This is a genomic window from Corynebacterium sp. P4-C1, from assembly GCF_030503595.1.
Classification (GTDB): domain Bacteria; phylum Actinomycetota; class Actinomycetes; order Mycobacteriales; family Mycobacteriaceae; genus Corynebacterium.
Window position 1 is genome coordinate 12,775 of sequence record NZ_CP129966.1, and the last position, 16,816, is coordinate 29,590.

The 16,816-nt window shown below is 65.0% G+C and carries 16 protein-coding genes; 8 read left to right on the forward strand and 8 right to left on the reverse strand.

Features of this window, described 5'->3' with window-relative positions; all coding sequences use genetic code 11:
* Positions 1-11: 11 nt before the first annotated feature.
* The 5 genes from QYR03_RS00080 (at position 12) to QYR03_RS00100 (ending at position 6,171) form a co-directional block, all read left to right on the forward strand.
* Positions 12-3,074 carry a bifunctional [glutamine synthetase] adenylyltransferase/[glutamine synthetase]-adenylyl-L-tyrosine phosphorylase gene (locus tag QYR03_RS00080; RefSeq protein ID WP_301712168.1) on the forward strand — a complete coding sequence of 1,021 codons (3,063 nt, stop codon included), beginning with the start codon at positions 12-14 and terminating at the stop codon, positions 3,072-3,074.
* A 29-nt stretch (positions 3,075-3,103) separates the two neighbouring features.
* Positions 3,104-3,433 (forward strand): hypothetical protein, encoded by a 330-nt coding sequence (locus QYR03_RS00085; RefSeq protein ID WP_301712169.1) that lies wholly within the window; start codon positions 3,104-3,106, stop codon positions 3,431-3,433.
* A 73-nt stretch (positions 3,434-3,506) separates the two neighbouring features.
* Positions 3,507-4,940 (forward strand): threonine synthase, encoded by a 1,434-nt coding sequence (thrC, locus tag QYR03_RS00090; protein WP_301712170.1) that lies wholly within the window; start codon positions 3,507-3,509, stop codon positions 4,938-4,940.
* A 30-nt stretch (positions 4,941-4,970) separates the two neighbouring features.
* Positions 4,971-5,147 carry a hypothetical protein gene (locus QYR03_RS00095; RefSeq protein WP_259848879.1) on the forward strand — a complete coding sequence of 59 codons (177 nt, stop codon included), beginning with the start codon at positions 4,971-4,973 and terminating at the stop codon, positions 5,145-5,147.
* Complete coding sequence (locus QYR03_RS00100) at positions 5,116-6,171, forward strand: trypsin-like serine protease (RefSeq protein WP_301712171.1); 1,056 nt, start codon at positions 5,116-5,118, stop codon at positions 6,169-6,171. Before QYR03_RS00095 ends, QYR03_RS00100 begins: the two co-directional genes overlap by 32 nt.
* Before the next feature lie 22 nt (positions 6,172-6,193).
* Here QYR03_RS00100 and QYR03_RS00105 read toward each other — a convergent pair whose 3' ends face one another.
* On the reverse strand, positions 6,194-7,024 hold the full coding sequence (locus QYR03_RS00105; protein ID WP_259848877.1) for a hypothetical protein: 831 nt from the start codon (positions 7,022-7,024) through the stop codon (positions 6,194-6,196).
* A gap of 90 nt (positions 7,025-7,114) precedes the next feature.
* Here QYR03_RS00105 and QYR03_RS00110 point away from each other — a divergent pair, with 90 nt between their 5' ends.
* Positions 7,115-7,639: an NUDIX domain-containing protein gene (locus QYR03_RS00110; RefSeq protein ID WP_259848876.1), complete on the forward strand. Its 525-nt coding sequence runs from the start codon at positions 7,115-7,117 to the stop codon at positions 7,637-7,639.
* 36 nt (positions 7,640-7,675) lie between these two features.
* A complete protein-coding gene (locus QYR03_RS00115) occupies positions 7,676-8,284 on the forward strand; it encodes a glycoside hydrolase family 25 protein (protein ID WP_301712172.1) in 609 nt (202 codons plus the stop codon).
* On the opposite strand, the gene QYR03_RS00120 is transcribed toward QYR03_RS00115, so the two are convergent.
* From QYR03_RS00120 to glnA, 4 genes are all read right to left on the reverse strand, one after another.
* Positions 8,262-9,011: a CPBP family intramembrane glutamic endopeptidase gene (locus QYR03_RS00120; protein WP_301978677.1), complete on the reverse strand. Its 750-nt coding sequence runs from the start codon at positions 9,009-9,011 to the stop codon at positions 8,262-8,264. The two genes, QYR03_RS00115 and QYR03_RS00120, sit on opposite strands and share 23 nt — an antisense overlap.
* A gap of 277 nt (positions 9,012-9,288) precedes the next feature.
* Positions 9,289-10,230 (reverse strand): hypothetical protein, encoded by a 942-nt coding sequence (locus QYR03_RS00125; protein WP_301712174.1) that lies wholly within the window; start codon positions 10,228-10,230, stop codon positions 9,289-9,291.
* A 126-nt stretch (positions 10,231-10,356) separates the two neighbouring features.
* Positions 10,357-11,235, reverse strand: a complete 879-nt coding sequence (locus QYR03_RS00130) for a hypothetical protein (protein ID WP_367657545.1) — start codon at positions 11,233-11,235, stop codon at positions 10,357-10,359.
* Between the two features lie 148 nt (positions 11,236-11,383).
* Entirely contained in the window at positions 11,384-12,793 is a 1,410-nt protein-coding gene (glnA, locus tag QYR03_RS00135) for a type I glutamate--ammonia ligase (protein WP_259848927.1), read from the reverse strand.
* A gap of 230 nt (positions 12,794-13,023) precedes the next feature.
* On the opposite strand from glnA, the gene QYR03_RS00140 reads away from it, so the two are divergent.
* On the forward strand, positions 13,024-13,464 hold the full coding sequence (locus tag QYR03_RS00140; protein ID WP_259848926.1) for an RDD family protein: 441 nt from the start codon (positions 13,024-13,026) through the stop codon (positions 13,462-13,464).
* Between the two features lie 41 nt (positions 13,465-13,505).
* Here the strand turns inward: QYR03_RS00140 and QYR03_RS00145 are convergent, their stop codons facing one another.
* The 3 genes from QYR03_RS00145 to QYR03_RS00155 form a co-directional block, all read right to left on the reverse strand.
* On the reverse strand, positions 13,506-14,294 hold the full coding sequence (locus QYR03_RS00145) for a DUF4191 domain-containing protein (protein WP_259848864.1): 789 nt from the start codon (positions 14,292-14,294) through the stop codon (positions 13,506-13,508).
* A 119-nt stretch (positions 14,295-14,413) separates the two neighbouring features.
* The gene (locus QYR03_RS00150; RefSeq protein ID WP_259848863.1) at positions 14,414-15,418 is read right to left on the reverse strand and encodes a MaoC/PaaZ C-terminal domain-containing protein; all 1,005 of its coding nucleotides are present in this window, start codon (positions 15,416-15,418) and stop codon (positions 14,414-14,416) included.
* Positions 15,419-15,423: 5 nt separating this feature from the next.
* On the reverse strand, positions 15,424-16,773 hold the full coding sequence (locus QYR03_RS00155) for a 3-oxoacyl-ACP reductase (protein WP_259848862.1): 1,350 nt from the start codon (positions 16,771-16,773) through the stop codon (positions 15,424-15,426).
* Positions 16,774-16,816 lie beyond the last annotated feature (43 nt).

Below are 16,816 nucleotides of genomic sequence, written 5' to 3' on the forward strand. Positions count from 1 at the left end.
AGAAAGGAACTATGGCTCGCAGCAGCTCACCGTCGCCCGCCCAGCTTGCGCTCACCGGGGCGCACGCCGCCGAGGACCTGGAGAAACTCGGCTGGACCGACAACGACGTCCTGTACACGCTCGGCGGGTCCGGAAACCCGGACCTCACGTTGAACACCAGTTACCGTCTCGCGGAAGCGCTCGGCGATTCTTACGGGGAATTGCGCCAAGCGCTTATCGACGACAGCGTGTTCCGCGTCCGCTTCTTCGCCCTCTTGGGGGGCTCCACAGCCTTGGGCGACCACTTGGTGGCCCATCCCGGGGCGTGGAAGCTGCTGGCGGAGCCGCTGCCGAGCGCCGAGGAGATTTTCCAGGCCATGCTGGGCGCCGTGGGGGCGGAGCCGGTGGAAGGGGACCCGACGGCGTCGGAAAGCCTGGCGTGCGCGGGCACATACCGCGCGGCGGAGTCCGGCGCGGAGGCGAAGCGTGCGCTGAAGGATGCGTACCGGACGCTGGTCATGCGTGTCGCCGCGGCGGATTTGGCGGGCACGTATTCCGCGTTCAGGGGCTACGGCGCGCAGCAGGAAGAGCTGAGCTACGGCGAGGTGACTGAGCTTTTGACCACCATTGCGGATGCCGCGTTGACGGCGGCGCTGGCTGTGGCGGTGCGCGCCGTCTACGGCGATGACGCCTATGACGGCAAGCTCGCCGTGATCGCGATGGGCAAATGCGGCGCGCGGGAGCTGAACTACATCTCGGATGTGGACGTCATCTTCGTCGCCGAGCCCGCGGACACCCGCGCCACGCGTGTAGCCAGCGAAATGACGGCGGTGGGCAATTCGGCGTTCTTCGATGTCGACCCGAACCTGCGCCCCGAGGGAAAGTCGGGCGCGCTGGTGCGCACCCTCGACTCCCATGAGACGTACTACAAGCGCTGGGCCGAGACCTGGGAATTCCAGGCGCTCCTCAAAGCCCGGCCGATGACCGGCGACATGGAGCTCGGTCAGGCCTACTACGACCGGTTGCGGCCGATGGTCTGGGAATCATCGCAGCGGGACTCCTTCGTCGAGGATGTCCAGGCTATGCGCCGCCGTGTGCTGTCGAATGTGCCGGAGGATATGCGCTCCCGCGAGCTGAAGCTCGGTACCGGCGGGCTGCGCGACGCCGAGTTCGCGGTGCAGCTCCTCCAACTCGTCCACGGGCGCATCGACCCGTCGGTGCAGACGCAGAACACCATCGAGTCCATCGAGGCCCTGTCATCCGGCGGCTACATCGGCCGCGAGGATGCCGCCGACCTGGTCGAGGCGTATGAATTCCTCCGCCTACTCGAGCACCGCTTGCAGCTCCACCGCTTCAAGCGCACGCACACGCTGCCCGCCGACGACGACGTCGAGAACCGTCGCTGGCTCGCCTTGACCTCCGGGTTCATCTCCTCGCCGACACGGTCGGCCGTCGACGAACTGGACCGGCGCCTGAAAAAAGAGCGCAAGAAGATCACCGACCTGCACTCGCGCCTGTTCTACCGCCCGCTACTCAACTCCATCGCCGGCATGAGCGTGGGCGAGGCGCAGCTGGGTGCGGATGCCGCCAAGGCCCGGCTGAAAGCCCTCGGCTACACCCACCCCGAGCGCGCCTACGAGCACCTCTCCGCACTGGCCAAAGGCACCTCGCGCAAGGCAAAGCTGCAGCAGATCCTTCTTCCCACGCTCATGGCGTGGCTGGGGGAGACCGCCGACCCGGACGCGGGTCTGCTGAACTACAGGAAGTTGTCGGAGGCAGCCGTCGACAAGGCGTGGTTTTTGCGCATGCTCCGCGACGAAGGCGTCGTCGGCGAACGCCTCATGCACATTCTGGGAACGTCGCCCTACGCGGCGAACCTGATCATCTCCGCGCCCGATGTGGTCAAGCAGTTCGGCGACGGCGCGTCCCAACCGAAGCTGCTGGACACCGCCCCCGACCGGGTCTACAAGGCACTGGTGGCCGCGACGAAGCGCCACGACGACCCGGACAAAGCCGTCAAGGTGGCGCGCTCACTGCGCCGCGCGGAGCTCGCCCGCATCGCCTCCGCGGACCTGCTCGGCTTCATGGACGTGCGCGAAGTGTGCGAGCAGCTCTCCTGGGTCTGGGATGCCGTGCTGGAGGCCGGCCTGCGCGCGGAGGTGCGCGCCGACCTGCTCGCGCGCGGCATAGACGAGCCGCTGGCGCGCATCGCCGTCATCGGGATGGGGCGCCTCGGCGGACAGGAGCTGGGCTACGGTTCCGACGCGGACGTGATCGTGGTGGCCGAACCCGCCGAAGGCGTCGATGAAGCAGAAGCCCTGGCGTGGGCCGCAAAGATCATCGACCAGATGCGCAAACGCCTGTCCAAACCGTCCGGCGACCCGCCGCTCGAAGTCGACCTCGGACTGCGCCCCGAGGGGCGGTCCGGCCCGGTGGTGCGCACCATTGCCTCCTACGAGCGCTACTACAAGGAATGGGGCGCGGTGTGGGAGAAGCAAGCGCTGCTGCGCGCCACCTACGTCGCCGGCGACCGCGAGGTGGGCACCGAATTCCTCACACGCATCGACCCGTTCCGCTACCCGAAAGGCGGCGCGAGCGAGGCGGAGATCCGTGAGATCCGCCGCATCAAAGCCCGCGTGGACAACGAACGCCTTCCCCGCGGCGCCGACCGCGCCACCCACACCAAGCTGGGGCGCGGGGCGCTGTCCGACATCGAATGGACGGTGCAGCTGCTCACGATGATGCACGCCCACGAGAACGCCGAGCTGCACAACACCTCCACCCTCGAAGTGCTGGACTTCCTGCTCACCGACGAAGGCCAGCACATCATCGACAGGCCCCAGGCGCGCACGCTCACCGAAGCCTGGCTTCTGGCCACGGAGGCGCGCAACGCTTTAGTCCTGATCACCGGCAAGCGCACAGACCAGCTGCCCGGCCCCGGTGCGCAGCTGAACCAGGTCGCCGGCGCCGCCGGCTACGACCCCCACGACGCGCAGGCCTTCCTCGACCACTACCTCAAGGTCACGCGCCGGGCGCACCGCGTCGTGGAGGAAGTCTTCTGGGGCGAGGAGCCGTCCTTCGAGTACGACGACTAGATTTCGCCTTCGCAACTATGCTGGCGGGCATGGCTGTGAATCTGTCGATCGACCTGAACGACGCGACCTACGGCGACCTCGTCGCGCTGGTGGACGCCGCGCGAACCGCCGGCGCGGACTCCGCCACCCCGGTGGAGTTGGACGGCACGGTGCTGAAGGTCTCTGTGGCGGCGCCGTCGGTAAGCGTGGCGCGGACAGACGACGAACGTGCCGCGCGTTATACGCGCGATCCGCGCCAAGCGCGCGACGCGGCCGGTTTCGAGGACCGCGTCCTGCCGGTGCTGGGGGAGAATGCCGTGCGCGGAATCATGGACATCCTCACCGGGCGGCAAGATCCACCTGGCGCGCACGGACGTTGAATACACTGGAAAACCCGCATCGCGCTACCCCCACCCTTCAGTTGAGTGAGGGATCCCACGTAGACTGCTTTGGGTGGATTACATCTCAACGCGCGACGCATCAGCTGCCCCGTCCAAGTTCACGGACATTCTGCTGTCCGGGCTCGCCCCCGACGGCGGGTTGTACGTGCCTGTGGCCTACCCCCGGATCACGGGTGAGCGCCTGACGCAGTGGCGCACGGTTCTTGCTGAAGGCGGTTACGCGGCCCTGGCCGCCGAGGTAGTGAAACTCTTCGTGGGGGACATCCCGCCGGCGAAGATCGAAGAGCTCACGGCGAACGCCTACCGCACCCCGATCTTCGCCGACGAGGAGATCGTTCCGGTGAGCGAGCTCGAGGAGGGCCTGTTCGTCGCCCACCTGTCGGAGGGGCCCACCGCCGCGTTCAAGGACATGGCGATGCAGCTGCTCGGGGAGCTCTTCGAATTCGAGCTGGCCCGCCGGGAGGAGACCCTGAACATTCTCGGCGCCACCTCCGGCGACACGGGCTCGTCCGCGGAGTACGCGATGCGCGGCCGGGACAACATCAACGTGTTCATGCTCACGCCCGCCGGCCGCATGACCCCTTTCCAGCAGGCCCAGATGTTCGGCCTGGATGAGCCGAACATCTTCAACATCGCCCTCGACGGTGTCTTCGACGACTGCCAGGACGTGGTCAAGGAGGTCAACGCCGACGCCGCCTTCAAGTCGAAGTACCGCATCGGCGCGGTCAACTCCATCAACTGGGCGCGCCTGCTGGCCCAGACGGTCTACTACATCTCCACGTACATCAAGGTCACCGACAGCAACGACGAGCAGGTGTCCTTCTCCGTGCCCACGGGCAATTTCGGGGACATCTGCGCGGGGCACATCGTGAAGCAGATGGGCCTGCCGGTGGACAAGCTGATCGTGGCCACGAACGAGAACGACGTGCTGCACGAGTTCTTCACCACCGGTCAGTACCGCCCGCGCTCGGCGGCCGAGACGCACGCGACGTCCTCGCCGTCGATGGATATTTCCCGCGCGTCCAATTTCGAGCGCTTCATCTTCGACGTGCTCGAGCGTGACGCGCACCTCACCGCCGAGCTTTTCGGCGTAAAGGCGAAGGACGGCGGCTTCGAGCTCGAGGACCACATCATGGAGGAGATCCGCACCCGCTACGGGTTCCTCTCCGGCACCTCGACGCACGCGGACCGCGTATCGACGATCCGCGCCACCCACTCCGACCACAACGTCATGATCGACCCTCACACCGCCGACGGCGTCTTTGTCGCACGCGACGTGGCCGATAAAGTGGACACTCCGATCGTGGTGCTGGAGACCGCCCTGCCGGTGAAATTCTCCGAGACCATCGTCGAGGCCACCGGCCAGGAGCCGGATGTGCCCGAGCGTTTCGCCGGCATCATGGAGGCCGAGCGCCACGTCGTGGACATGCCCAACGACGCTGAAGCCGTCAAGAAGTACATCGCTGAGACCGCAGACAGCGCATAACCGCGCATTTAGCCCGCAAGGAGGCACACCATGGCTCAGGAGCAGTTCGCAGGCCCCGAGCACTACACCGAGTTCGACCCGGAGAAATTCCTCCGCGACATGAACCTGATCAAGGACATGGGTGCAAAGGACGGAAGCGGCGAAAACAGCGAAAACAGCACGGAAGGTGCAGGCAATGACGCAGCTGCCGGAGAGCAGAACTCCTAAAGGCAGCTCGCCGGAGGTGTTCAAACCCTACACCGGAATGGACCCGCGGCAGCGGCAGCTTGAAGCCCAGGGGCACGGACGGGGCGGGGACGGCTCCGCCGCAGGGACGACGTTGTGGGTTGCGCTAGCGGTCACCATGACGTTCCTCGTGGTGTCTGTGGCATGGCTGGGTGTGACGACGGCCCAGGACCCGACGCCCACGGCGCAGGAGCGCCAGGAGCGGGAGCAGGTGCAGCGGCCCGGTGAAGAGCCGGCGGGGGAGTCGGCGGATCCGCCGAAAGGCTTCTTGGTGACATCACCGAAATTCGCGTTATGGGCGCCGGGCACGAAGATCCAGTCGACGGACCATTACCCGCAGCCGGGCGAATCCTTCACCGCGCAGTCTTGCACCGTCGCGTTCAGCTTCAGCGGCCCCGACGAGCGCAACTACGCCGTCACCGCCGGGCACTGCGGCAAGGAAGGAGACCTAGTGTGGCCGACGACGGCGTCGACCGCCGAAGACTACTCGCGCGAGGTCGGCCACTACATCTACTCGGGCCTCTACAGCGAGGAGGTGGGAGAGACCGGCGACATCGACGTGGGCATCATCGAGATCACCGACCCCGACCGCTACATGGATCTCGTGGGCAAGCCGATCGAGACAGCGCTGTATCCCGGGGATATTGAAACCGGGGAGAAAATCTGCAAGACGGGCGCCACGACAGGCTTCACCTGCGGTGTATTTGAAGCGGCTAACCGCAGCCAGATCATCCGCACAGATACGCAGGTGGAGCGGGAAACCTACGGCGATATCGCCCACGTGTGTGCCCTGCCGGGGGATTCCGGCGGACCGGTGTTCTACCTCATCGATGGTCGCGCCAGCATCATCGGCGTGGTCTCCGGGACTGAAGCGGGACGCGCGGACGAATCATGCGACGCAGCCGGGTCGGAGACGAAGATGATGTCCTACTCCAACTACTACCAAGTCATACAGGTCATCGACCGGGTGGTTCCGGGAGTCGATTGGGTGGGGCAGACCTGGTAGGCGTCGATTAGCGCCAGCTCGCTTAGAAGACCGGGTCGTCGGTCCACACGTCCGCTTTTCCGCGCGCCTTGACCAGGCGGTGGACCTTCTCCGACGAATGGGTGTAGAAGCGGATCTCCTGCACCGTGCGCGGACGGCGCACGTCGTGCCACGTCTCGTGGATGCGCGCGGCTTCCTCCTCGTTGTCGACGTACCACGTCATGGAAACGTAATTCGTGTTGCCGTAGGCCGGATTGTTGGCGAAGTCGATGGTGTCCGCCCCGCCTTCTAGAGCGACGTTGAGCATGCGCTCGAAAGTCTCGCCCGGCATCGTGGTGTAGCAGTAGCCGTTGAACGTCACGCGCACATTATCGGGCGTGGTCAGGGCCATTGAATCGACGCAGTTCTGCTCGAGCAGGCGGCTGATATGGCCAGTGAATTCCGGCATGTCGGCCAGCGCTCCCTCCGTGATGTTGCCGGTCACCGCAACGCCCGTGTACGTGCGCGCCGTTTCTGCATCCGCGATGTAGTGCGTGCGTATCGACGACCGCACCTGCTCCTCACTCGTCTCCGGCGGGGCCGGCTTCGGCGGGCGGGACACGCTCGGTTGGCCGTCCGACCCCGTCACCGTGGTCACCGTCGGAATGTCGTGCGGGAACGGCCGAGTGGTGCCCGTCGCGGAAGCTCCGTCCGCCGTGCTTTCCTGCGCGCTCGACTCGTAGTTGACCAGTCCGACTGTGAGAACAACGCACACGAGCAGCAGCGCACCGAAACCGACGATGAACGCCGCCGACGGAATCCGGCTCATGGGATGCTCCGGGGTTGTCTTGTCCCCGTCCCCGGTGCTGCTGCTCGTGGTCGCCTTCGTGCTCATAATGCACCTGATGCTAGTCCACCCCGGCACCCGAACGGGGACGCGGGACGTAGACTTGGGCGCGAACTTCCCGAGCAGAAAGGTGCGTTCATGCCCATCCCCGAATTCATCGTGGAGACCCGCAAGAAGATCGGCACGGACCTGATGTGGATCCCTGCGGTGACGGCCGTGGTGCTGCGTGATTCCACCGACGATTCACCGTGGGCGGTGCCCGAAGTGCTGCTGGTCAAACGCGCCGACAATGGTGAGTGGACTCCCGTGACCGGCATCTGCGACCCAGGTGAGGAACCCCACCACGCTGCCGTGCGCGAGGTAGCGGAGGAGACTGGGATCAACGCGACGGCCGCGGCCCTGCTCGGTGTCGGCGCCGTCGGTCCCGTCGTGCACGCCAACGGCGACAACGCGACCTACATGTCGGTAGCTATCCGCCTGGAAGCCGACGACCCCGCGGCCCAGCCCGTCGTCGGCGACGACGAGAACACAGAGACCGGTTGGTTCTCCATCGCCCAGATGCCCGTGACGAACCCGAAATGGCGCCTGGCTATTGCCGATGCTGTTGCCGAGCGGAAGCACCCCGCGAATTTCACCCCGCGCATGGGCTTCTCGAAGCGGTAAAGCGGTAGCGCGGTACAGCGTGAGAGGATCTCCGGCATGGCAATCGAAGAGGGCATCCGCTTCGGCATCGACGTCAGCGAGCACCAGGACGGGCTGAGCCTCGTCGACGCGGCGGCGGAAGGCATCGAGTTCGTCGTCGTGCGCACCACCGACGGCACCTACCGGGACCGCACCTACGCCTCGCACGTCGACGACGCGCGCCGCGCCGGGCTGCCGGTGGAGGCCTACCACTACCTGCGCAACCCGTCGGAAGGGACCACCGTGGTTGAACAGGTCGAAGCCGCCTGCGCGGTGATGGGGGAGAGGATCCACCCCATCTGGCTCGACTGCGAAACTCCCGCCGGACTGGGCATCCGCCATGTGCGCGAAGCCCGCGAGCATTTCATGGCGCGCGGAGTGCCCGTCGCCGGGATCTACACCTACCCGCGCTACTGGCGGTGGCGGATGCTGGGCGCCGCGACGGCGGAGTTCGGAGCCGTGTGGGTGGCGCAGTACGGCGCGGACGAACCGGGGCTGCCGCGGGAGATCTTCCCGGGTGGGTGGCCGGGGGACATCGGCAAGCAGCTGCCGCTGATGTGGCAGTACGGTTCGCGCGGCACGGTGGCCGGACACGAGGTGGACGTCAACGCGCGGCGCGGCGCGTGACTAGAAGGTACGCGCCCGCTGTCGCAGCCACCGTTGCGAGGACGGAGATCATCGCATCGGTGACCGACATCGCCCCCAGATTCACCCCGTCCACGTTGAAAGCATCCGGGGCGTAGGCGAAGGAATTACCGACCGCGTGCACCGCGATCGCCGCCTCGAGCCCGCCCGTGGAGTAGGTGAGAAACGACGCGCACAGCGCGAAGGCCGCCACACTGACCATGCCCTGCCAGCCGTAATGGTGGCCGGAGAGGAAGAACAGCAGCGGCAGCGCGTACGCCACCGGAGCCCACCGGAACCACTGGCCAGTGACTTGGACGAGGGAGCCGCGGAAAAACAGCTCCTCCGATATGGACTGCAGCGGCGCGAGCAGCAAGATCACTGCCAAGGCAGCGAAATTGAGCGGGGTCAAGGTGGCACTGGAGTGGTCGGCGGAGACGATCTTGTACACGCCCTCCGCGCCGAGGAAAATCAGCGCCGGGATGAGAGCGGCGAAAAAATGCCGCCAGCGGAAATGCAGATCTGTCGACCACAGCGCCCGCGGGTTTCGTCCGGTCAGGCGCGCCGCGATGAAGCCGGCCGGAATCGCTGCCACCCAGCCGATGAACGTCACTAGAGCCAGATACGGGTGGTCGGGGGCATCGAAATCCTCGAAAGCACTTATCTCCGGGTGCGCAACCTGCTCGAATAAGTAGAACAACCCAGTAGCGGCAGCGGTGAGCCCGATCATGAGCGCAAGGGCGAGAATGAGCTCTAACAGCGGCCGCCACCACGGCGGCCTGGGCGGTGTTGCGCCCGCAGGCGGAACCGATGTTTCAGCGGGTCGCGGAAGGCGGTGAATCCGGCCGAGAAGATGGTAGGCGCTCATAATTGAACAATATCAGCGTGCCAGTAAGGGGCTATTTGTTGATGGGTTCGACGCGGCGGCCATTCTCGCCGGCCGGCGTGCAAGCAGCCAAGAAAAACCGGCATCCTTGCGGATGCCGGCGTAGAAAAGCTGGGGCTATTTAGCGGCCGTACTGCTGGTACGGATTGCCGCCCGGGCGGGGCTGACCTTGACCGTGCGGCGGGAACGGCTGGCCGCCCTGCGGGCCGTGCTGACCCTGCGGGCCGTGCTGACCCTGCGGGCCCGGCTGGAAGCCCTGCTGCGGCGGTGCGAGCCCCGGTGCGCCCGGGCCGGTGGGCGCAGCCGGCTTGTTGGCGGAACCCGGAGTGCCGCCGATCAAGGTGATCACGTACACGGCAATGGCCGCGACGGCGACGAGCAGCCACAACCAGAACCCGACGGACAGGGAAGCAGAGCCCATGTCCTCCATTTCGGACTTGGCGTTAGCGCGGTTGATCACGGCGAGGATCAGATTGATCACCTGGAAAAGAGCCGCGACAAGACCCGCGATGGCCATGAAGCGGTCCTTCTTGAAGAAGCCCAAGACGGCAGCGGCGAGGTAGCCGATCAGCGTGATCACGGTCAGCGAGATCAGCAGGGCAGCCCACTGCTTCACGTCGGAGCTGGAGAGAAACTCGGACTCGGCCTCTTTGGCGAATTCACCAAGATCATCGCTCTTGAATTTGGCGCGGGCCCACCAGTTCACGGTCGCGGTGAAGTCGATGAGGAAATCTTCGGGGTTGATCCCGAGGCTCCCGGCACTGTCGCCGAGCTCGTTCTCAATGGACTCGCGCTGGGCGTCGAGGTCCGGGCGAATCGTGACGAACGGCAGGAAGCTACCAATCAGGGTGAGCAGGAACATGCCGATCGAGGCCCACGTCGGCCAAGACGGCAGTGACGAGGCCTTCGTTCCTGTCGCTCCTGTGGGGCCGCCGGGCTGCGGCCGCCCCTGGGGGCCGGGGCCGTTCTGCGGGCCGGGACCGTTGGGTGTGCGCGGAGCCTGGTTGCCCCATTGCTGCGGGGCGGGGCCGTTCTGCGGGCCGGGCATGTTCGGAGTAGTCATTATCGCCTTCTTCGAGCAGTTTTGCGGACGGCACCAATATATATGGGCTGCGGCACGTTCGCCGGAGAACGGACCAATCAGCCGCAGAAGAACCGCAGTGGGCGCACCCGCGGCCGAGGTGCCCCGCTAGGCACGCTGACGGCGGCACTCCACGACCCAGGAAAGGAAGCGGCTCGAGCACAACGACCAGTGAATGATGAGCAGCAGCGGGATGCTCAGCGACACCACGTCGAGCCAGTGTGAACCGTTGACGAGCGCGAGCTGGTGGCCGCCCATGCTGATCGTCCCCGGCGGGAAGGTGCACGCCCACCAAGCGGGGGAGTAGTCGACCCAGCGGGCGACGTTGGGGTAGAAGGTGAACATCGCGAACAGCGCCAGAGGGATGGCAATGCCAAGCGCGATGAGGCCGTAGAAAATCGAGATTGGGCCGGGGTAGAGAATCTGCATGGCCGTGGTGGACTGGCCGACCACGCCCAGAGGCACCCAGGCGGTCGCGGAGTTGGGACCCCGGAGATCCACTTGGCGGTGCCAGGCGGCCCAGTACACGCGGATGAACACCGGCACGGCCGTGAGGATCGACATGGCGAAGAAGACGGTGCCCATGATGTGGTACATCTCCCCGTAATCGCGGGCGAGCCAGCCGGCCACGGACGCCGAAATCATCGGTCCGACCAGTGGCAAGCCCCAAGTGAAGCGGGGGGTGCCGTCGAAACGCGTGAGCTGGATTGCCCAGGTGACCACCGTAACGGGAGCGCCGATCCAGAACCCGATCAGGCGGAAAACGCCCTCGCCAGTCAGGCCGGACAATGCGGCGCCGAGTGCGAGAATTCCGATGAAGAACATCGACCACTCCGCCATGGTCGTCCGTTCGAAGCTCGGGTGACGGTAGCGGGCGAAGCCGACGACCAACGCGACCAGAATCACGCAGGCAATGGCGGCGAATATGCCCGCGGCCACCATCATGTGCTTTTCGACGAGTAGACGGGCGACGATCGACGTGCCCATGAGGCTGCCGCCCCACGCAGGGCCGGGCGGGGGCAGTTCGCGGAACTTATCAGTCACTCAGCACATGGTAATCACTATTCGCCCCAGAGGAGAAACGAAAAACCCACGGTGACCGCTAAGGTGCGGGACCGTGGGTTGAAACCGTGGTTTAAACGTCGAAGTACATTTCGTACTCGAGCGGGGTCGGGCGCAGGCGCGCCGGGGTGATTTCCTCGTCGTGCTTCAACTTGATGTATGTCTCAATGAGATCCTCGGTGAAGACATCTCCCTCGGTGAGGAATTCGTTGTCCCCCTCCAGCGCCGCCAGGGACGCCTCGAGAGAGGTCGGAGCCTGCGGGATGGACTTGGCTTCTTCCGGCGGGAGCTCGTAGAGGTCCTTGTCCACCGGCTCGTGCGGCTCGATGCGGTTCTTCACGCCGTCCAGACCAGCCAGCATCATCGCAGCGAAGCCGAGGTAGGGGTTACCGCTCGGGTCCGGGGCGCGGAACTCGATGCGCTTCGCCTTCGGGTTGGAACCCGTGATCGGAATGCGGATCGCGGCGGAACGGTTGCGCTGCGAGTAGACCAAGTTGATCGGGGCCTCGAAGCCCGGGACCAGGCGGTGGTAGGAGTTCAGCGTTGGGTTGGTGAACGCCAGGACAGCACCTGCGTGGTGGAGGATGCCGCCGATGTAGAAGCGGGCGATATCGGACAGACCGCCGTAGCCGGACTCGTCATAGAACAGCGGCTCACCGTCCTTCCAGAGGGACTGGTGGGCGTGCATGCCGGAGCCGTTGTCGCCTGCGATCGGCTTCGGCATGAAGGTGGCCGTCTTGCCCCATTCCTTCGCGGTGTTCTTGATGATGTACTTGAATGTCTGCAGATCATCAGCCGCGTGGAGCAGGGTGTTGAACTTGTAGTTGATCTCCTGCTGGCCGCCGGTGCCCACCTCGTGGTGGAAGCGCTCGATCTCAAAGCCTGCCTGAGCCAGCTTCAGTGTCATGTCGTCGCGGACATCGAGAGTCTGGTCGTACGGCGGGACTGGGAAGTATCCGCCCTTCAAGCGGGTCTTGTATCCCAAGTTCGGGGTGCCGTCGTGCTCGACCTCGCGGTCGCGGTTCCACCAACCCTCGATGGAGTCCACCTCGTAGAACGCCTTGTGGGCGTCGGTGGAATAGCGCACCGAGTCGAAGAGGTAGAACTCCGCCTCAGCGCCAAAGAAGCAGGTATCGGCGATGCCGGTGGATGCCAGGTATTCCTCGGCCTTGAGCGCGACGTTGCGCGGATCGCGGGAGAACGCCTCGTGGGTGAACGGGTCGTTGACGAAGAACTTCACATTGAGTGTCTTCGCCTTGCGGAACGGATCGACCGCCGCGGTGGCGAGATCCGGCATGAGGATCATGTCGGACTCGTCGATGGTGGTGAACCCGCGGATCGACGAACCGTCGAAGGCGAGACCTTCCTCCACAGCGTCCTCGTCGAACATGGATGCTGGGATGCTGAAGTGGTGCTCAATGCCAGGAACATCGGTGAAGCGGACATCGACAAATTCGATTTCTTCGTCCTTGATGAACCTCATTGTGTCCTGGATATTTTCAAAGCCCACGGTTAAAAACTCCTTGAGTGCAAATTGGGTGCTCTAACCGATCGTACATGGAAAACCACCGGCTCCGCGGACGACTCCGCGAGTTCGTTCCGCTGCAGGAATGGGAAGGCAACAAGCGGACTTCGGCGCAGAAAAACCGTGCTCTATCCTTGATCACCATGGGTAATGCGCAGCGTGGCGGCAACGCCGGGAATGGAGAACCGATGAATGCGGGCGGCTCCGACGAAGACTTCATGGTCGGCCGCTGGCCGGGGGAGCTTCTCGGGCTGCCGGAATCGGGGAGCGGCGCGCTGGCCTCGGTGATGCGGCGCGCCATCGGGGTGCTGATCGACTGGGTGATCTGTTGGATCATCGCCGCGTTCATTGTGATGAACACCCACGCACTGGGTGGAACCGGCACAGTGACATATCTGCTGTGGCTGGTGATGGGGATCATCAGTGGGTGGCTCTTCGCCCGCACGCCGGGGATGGCGGTGCTGGGGATGGGAGTGGCGCGCGTCGATAAGCCGGGCGAGCCCGTCGGCTTCTGGCGCGCGGCCGTGCGCACCATCCTTACGGGCTTCGTCTTCCCCGCGGCGATTGTCGACGCCGACGGCCGGGGCATGCACGACCGCGCGACCGGAACAGCAGTAATCCGCTCGTAGCCGTGACCGGCAGACGAGCGGATATGCGGGATCGTTGAGCTCTACTTGCCCTTGCGCTGCTGCATACGGCGCATCTTGCGGTTCATGCCCGCCATATTCTGCGCCTGGTGCGGCATCGGGCCCTTCGGCAAACCTGCGCGCTGGCCGCCGCGGACGTTGTCCATCGCCTCAAGCTTCGCGTTGATGGAGTAGACCTCGTCCTTGCTGTAATTCTTCGGCAGCTTCAGCATCGTGCGCTGCAGCTTCTTCGGCGGGACCTGGCCCTCCTCGGAACCCACGAAGATCTCATGGATCGGAACACCTGCCACCAGGCGGTCGATACGCTTGCGCTCCTTTTCCATCAGCGGCTTCACACGCTTGGTGGAACCCTCGCCGACGAGAACGACACCCGGGTTGCCTACCACGCGGTGAACCGTGTCCATCTGCGGCGTCGCGGCAATGCCGGTCTTGGTCAACCAGACAATGCCCATCGTGTTGCGCATGTTCTCTAGCGTCCAGCCAGCGGCGCCCGGTGTGTCGCCGACCTCGTCGTACATCGACCCCTCCAAACGGCGGGTGAAGATGAACATGGCCAGAACGAAACCGAACAGCAGGCCCAGCACCAGCATGAACCACTGGCCCTTGAAGAGCAGGCCGATGAGGAAGAATAGCAGGCCGAGGCCCAAGATGGCGGCCAGCATGAGCGGGATCAGCATCTTGTCGCGCTTGCGCTGGAGGTTGAACGCCTGCCAGATCTGCGAGCGGGTCTGCTTGCGTTGCGTGCGCTTCGCCGAGCGCTGCTCCTTCTTCGCAGCCTTCTCGGCGGCGGTTGCCTTGTTGTCCTTTGCCATGGTCACCACATTATCGAAGTGCAGCTTTAAGGAACGAACCGCCACCGCCTGCCGCACATGAAAAGACCGCCGCTCCCTGTCGTGGGGGAGCGGCGGGTGGCGCGTTAGCCCTGTCCCTCTTACAGCGGGGTGAGCTCAGCGTTGAGGTGCAGCTTGTCCGGCTTGGAGGAGCTGCGCAGCTGGATGTCGTAGGAGCCGTCTTCTTCCTCGATCGTCCACAGCGCGACCTGCGCCGGGATCACGACCGGCTTGACGAACTCGACGGAGTAGCGCAGCGCCGATGGAAGCTTGCCCTCCAGCGGTGCCAGCACGGCAGCCGCAGAGTACATGCCGTGCGCGATGCGTGCCGGGAACCCGAACAGCTTCGCACCGAGGTTGGAGGTGTGAATCGGGTTGTGGTCGTTGGAGGCCTCGACGTAGGCGTTGACGTCGGAACCCGTCCAGCGCCAGCGGGCGTTCGGCTTGAATTCCGGAAGCTCCGGTTTCGGCAGAACCTTGCCGCTGTCCTCTGCGCGGGTGGTCACACTGACATCTGCGGACTTGGCGAATTTCGCGCCCATGCCCAGGAAGGTCGATGTCTGGCGCCACACCGGCTCATTGTTCTCCCCGCCCTCGGCGAAGATCTCCGTGACGATATCCACGAGCAGCCCGCGGCGGTGCGGGCGCAGGTTCTCGCCGTGGGAGCGGATGGTGTACGTCTCGTCGACCGTCAGGGTGCGGGACTGCTCGATCACGTTGGTCACGTGCACGGCGCCCATCGCCGGGTACGGGAAGTCCGGGCGGGAGAGCAGCTCCATGACCAACGGGAAGGAGAGCACGAAGAAATAGGTAGGCGGGAGTTCGTTGCCCAGGCGCAGGCCCGTGGCGCTGGTGTAGGCGGCCAGATTCTTCTTGTCCACCTTCACGCCGTTGACCTGGATCGCCGAGGTCGGGTCCTGCTTCGCTTCGCGCGTTCCGCCCACACCAGGGATGGCGCTGCGGAAGATCTTGCGGTTGATCGCCTTCAGGTCCGGGATGGACTTCAGGTTCTCGTACTGGCGGGAAGCGCCGGCCCCGGCAGACGAAGCCTGCCCGGCTTTCTTCTGCGGGTGGTCGCCATTGCCCTTGTTCACCGAAGTAGTCATCGTATCTACGCTCCCAGCAGGTTCTGGCCGCAGACGCGGACCGTGTTGCCGTTGACGGCGACAGACGACGGCGCGGAGAAGTACGCGACAGTCTCGGCGACGTCGACCGGCTGGCCACCCTGGTTGAGGGAGTTCAGGCGGCGGCCGACCTCGCGCGGGCCGAACGGCATTGCGGCGGTCATGTCGGTCTCGATGAAGCCCGGGGCGACGGCGTTGATGGAGCCGCCGAGCTCGGCGATGCGGTCCGCGAGGGCATCCACGAAGCCGACAACACCGGCCTTGGTGGTGGCGTAGTTGGTCTGGCCGCGGTTACCGGCGATGCCGGCCATGGAGGAGACACCGATGATGGCAGGTTTCTCGGCGAACGCATCCGCGTCGAGAAGTCCCTCGGTGATGCGCACCGGTGCGACGAGGTTGATGTTCTGGACCATGTTCCAGCGGCCCTCGTCCATGTTCACCAGCAGCTTGTCGCGGGTGACACCTGCGTTGTGGACGATAGTGTCGATCTTGCGACCGTAGCGCTCCTCGGCGTGCTTGGCGATGACTTCAGCCGCCTTCGGGTCGGTCACGTCGAGCGGAAGGGCGGTGCCCTTGACCTTGTTCGCGGTTTCAGCGAGGCCTTCACCTGCCTGCGGGATATCGACGCAGATGACCTTGGCGCCGTCGCGGGCCAGAGTCTCGGCGATGGTGGCGCCGATGCCGCGTGCGGCACCGGTCACGACAGCGAGGCGGCCTTCGAGCGGCTTGTCCCAGTTCTCCGGAAGCTGAACATCGACCGGGGTGATGCGGATGACCTGTGCGTCGACAAAAGCGGACTTGCCGGACAGGAGGAAGCGGAGGGTGGACTCCACCTTGTTGATCTGGCCGCCATCGATCGTCGGATCAACGTAGACCAGCTGGACGGTTGCAGACTTGCGCATTTCCTTCGCCAGGGAACGGGTGAAGCCTTCGAGGGCGCGTGCGGCGATGCGCGCATCGGCGCCGTCGATAAGCTCCGGTGTCGTGCCGATGACCACGATGCGCGCGTTGTCCAGGACCTTCTTCAGCTGCGGGTTGAAGAATTCGTACAGTTGCACCAGGTCCTCCGGCTTCTTCAGCTCGGTCGCGTCGAAAACGATGCCTGCGCGCTTGGTGTCCGCTTCCGCCTTGATGAGCTTGTACGGCCCGTCGAGAAGCGGGGTGATCTGGTCCGCCAGACGGCCGTTGCCGCCGACGACCACCGGGCCGTGGAGAAGCGGCTCGCCCTGCTTGTAACGGCGCAGGGGGTAGCCCTGGGGGACACCCGCCTTCGCGGCGAGCGGGGAGTTGATGAACTGTTCAAGGAGGCCTTGCTTTGCCACTTTTTTCTCCTTCATTTTCGGCAATAGCGACCGTTCTCATTCGGTAGCTCTGTGTCGG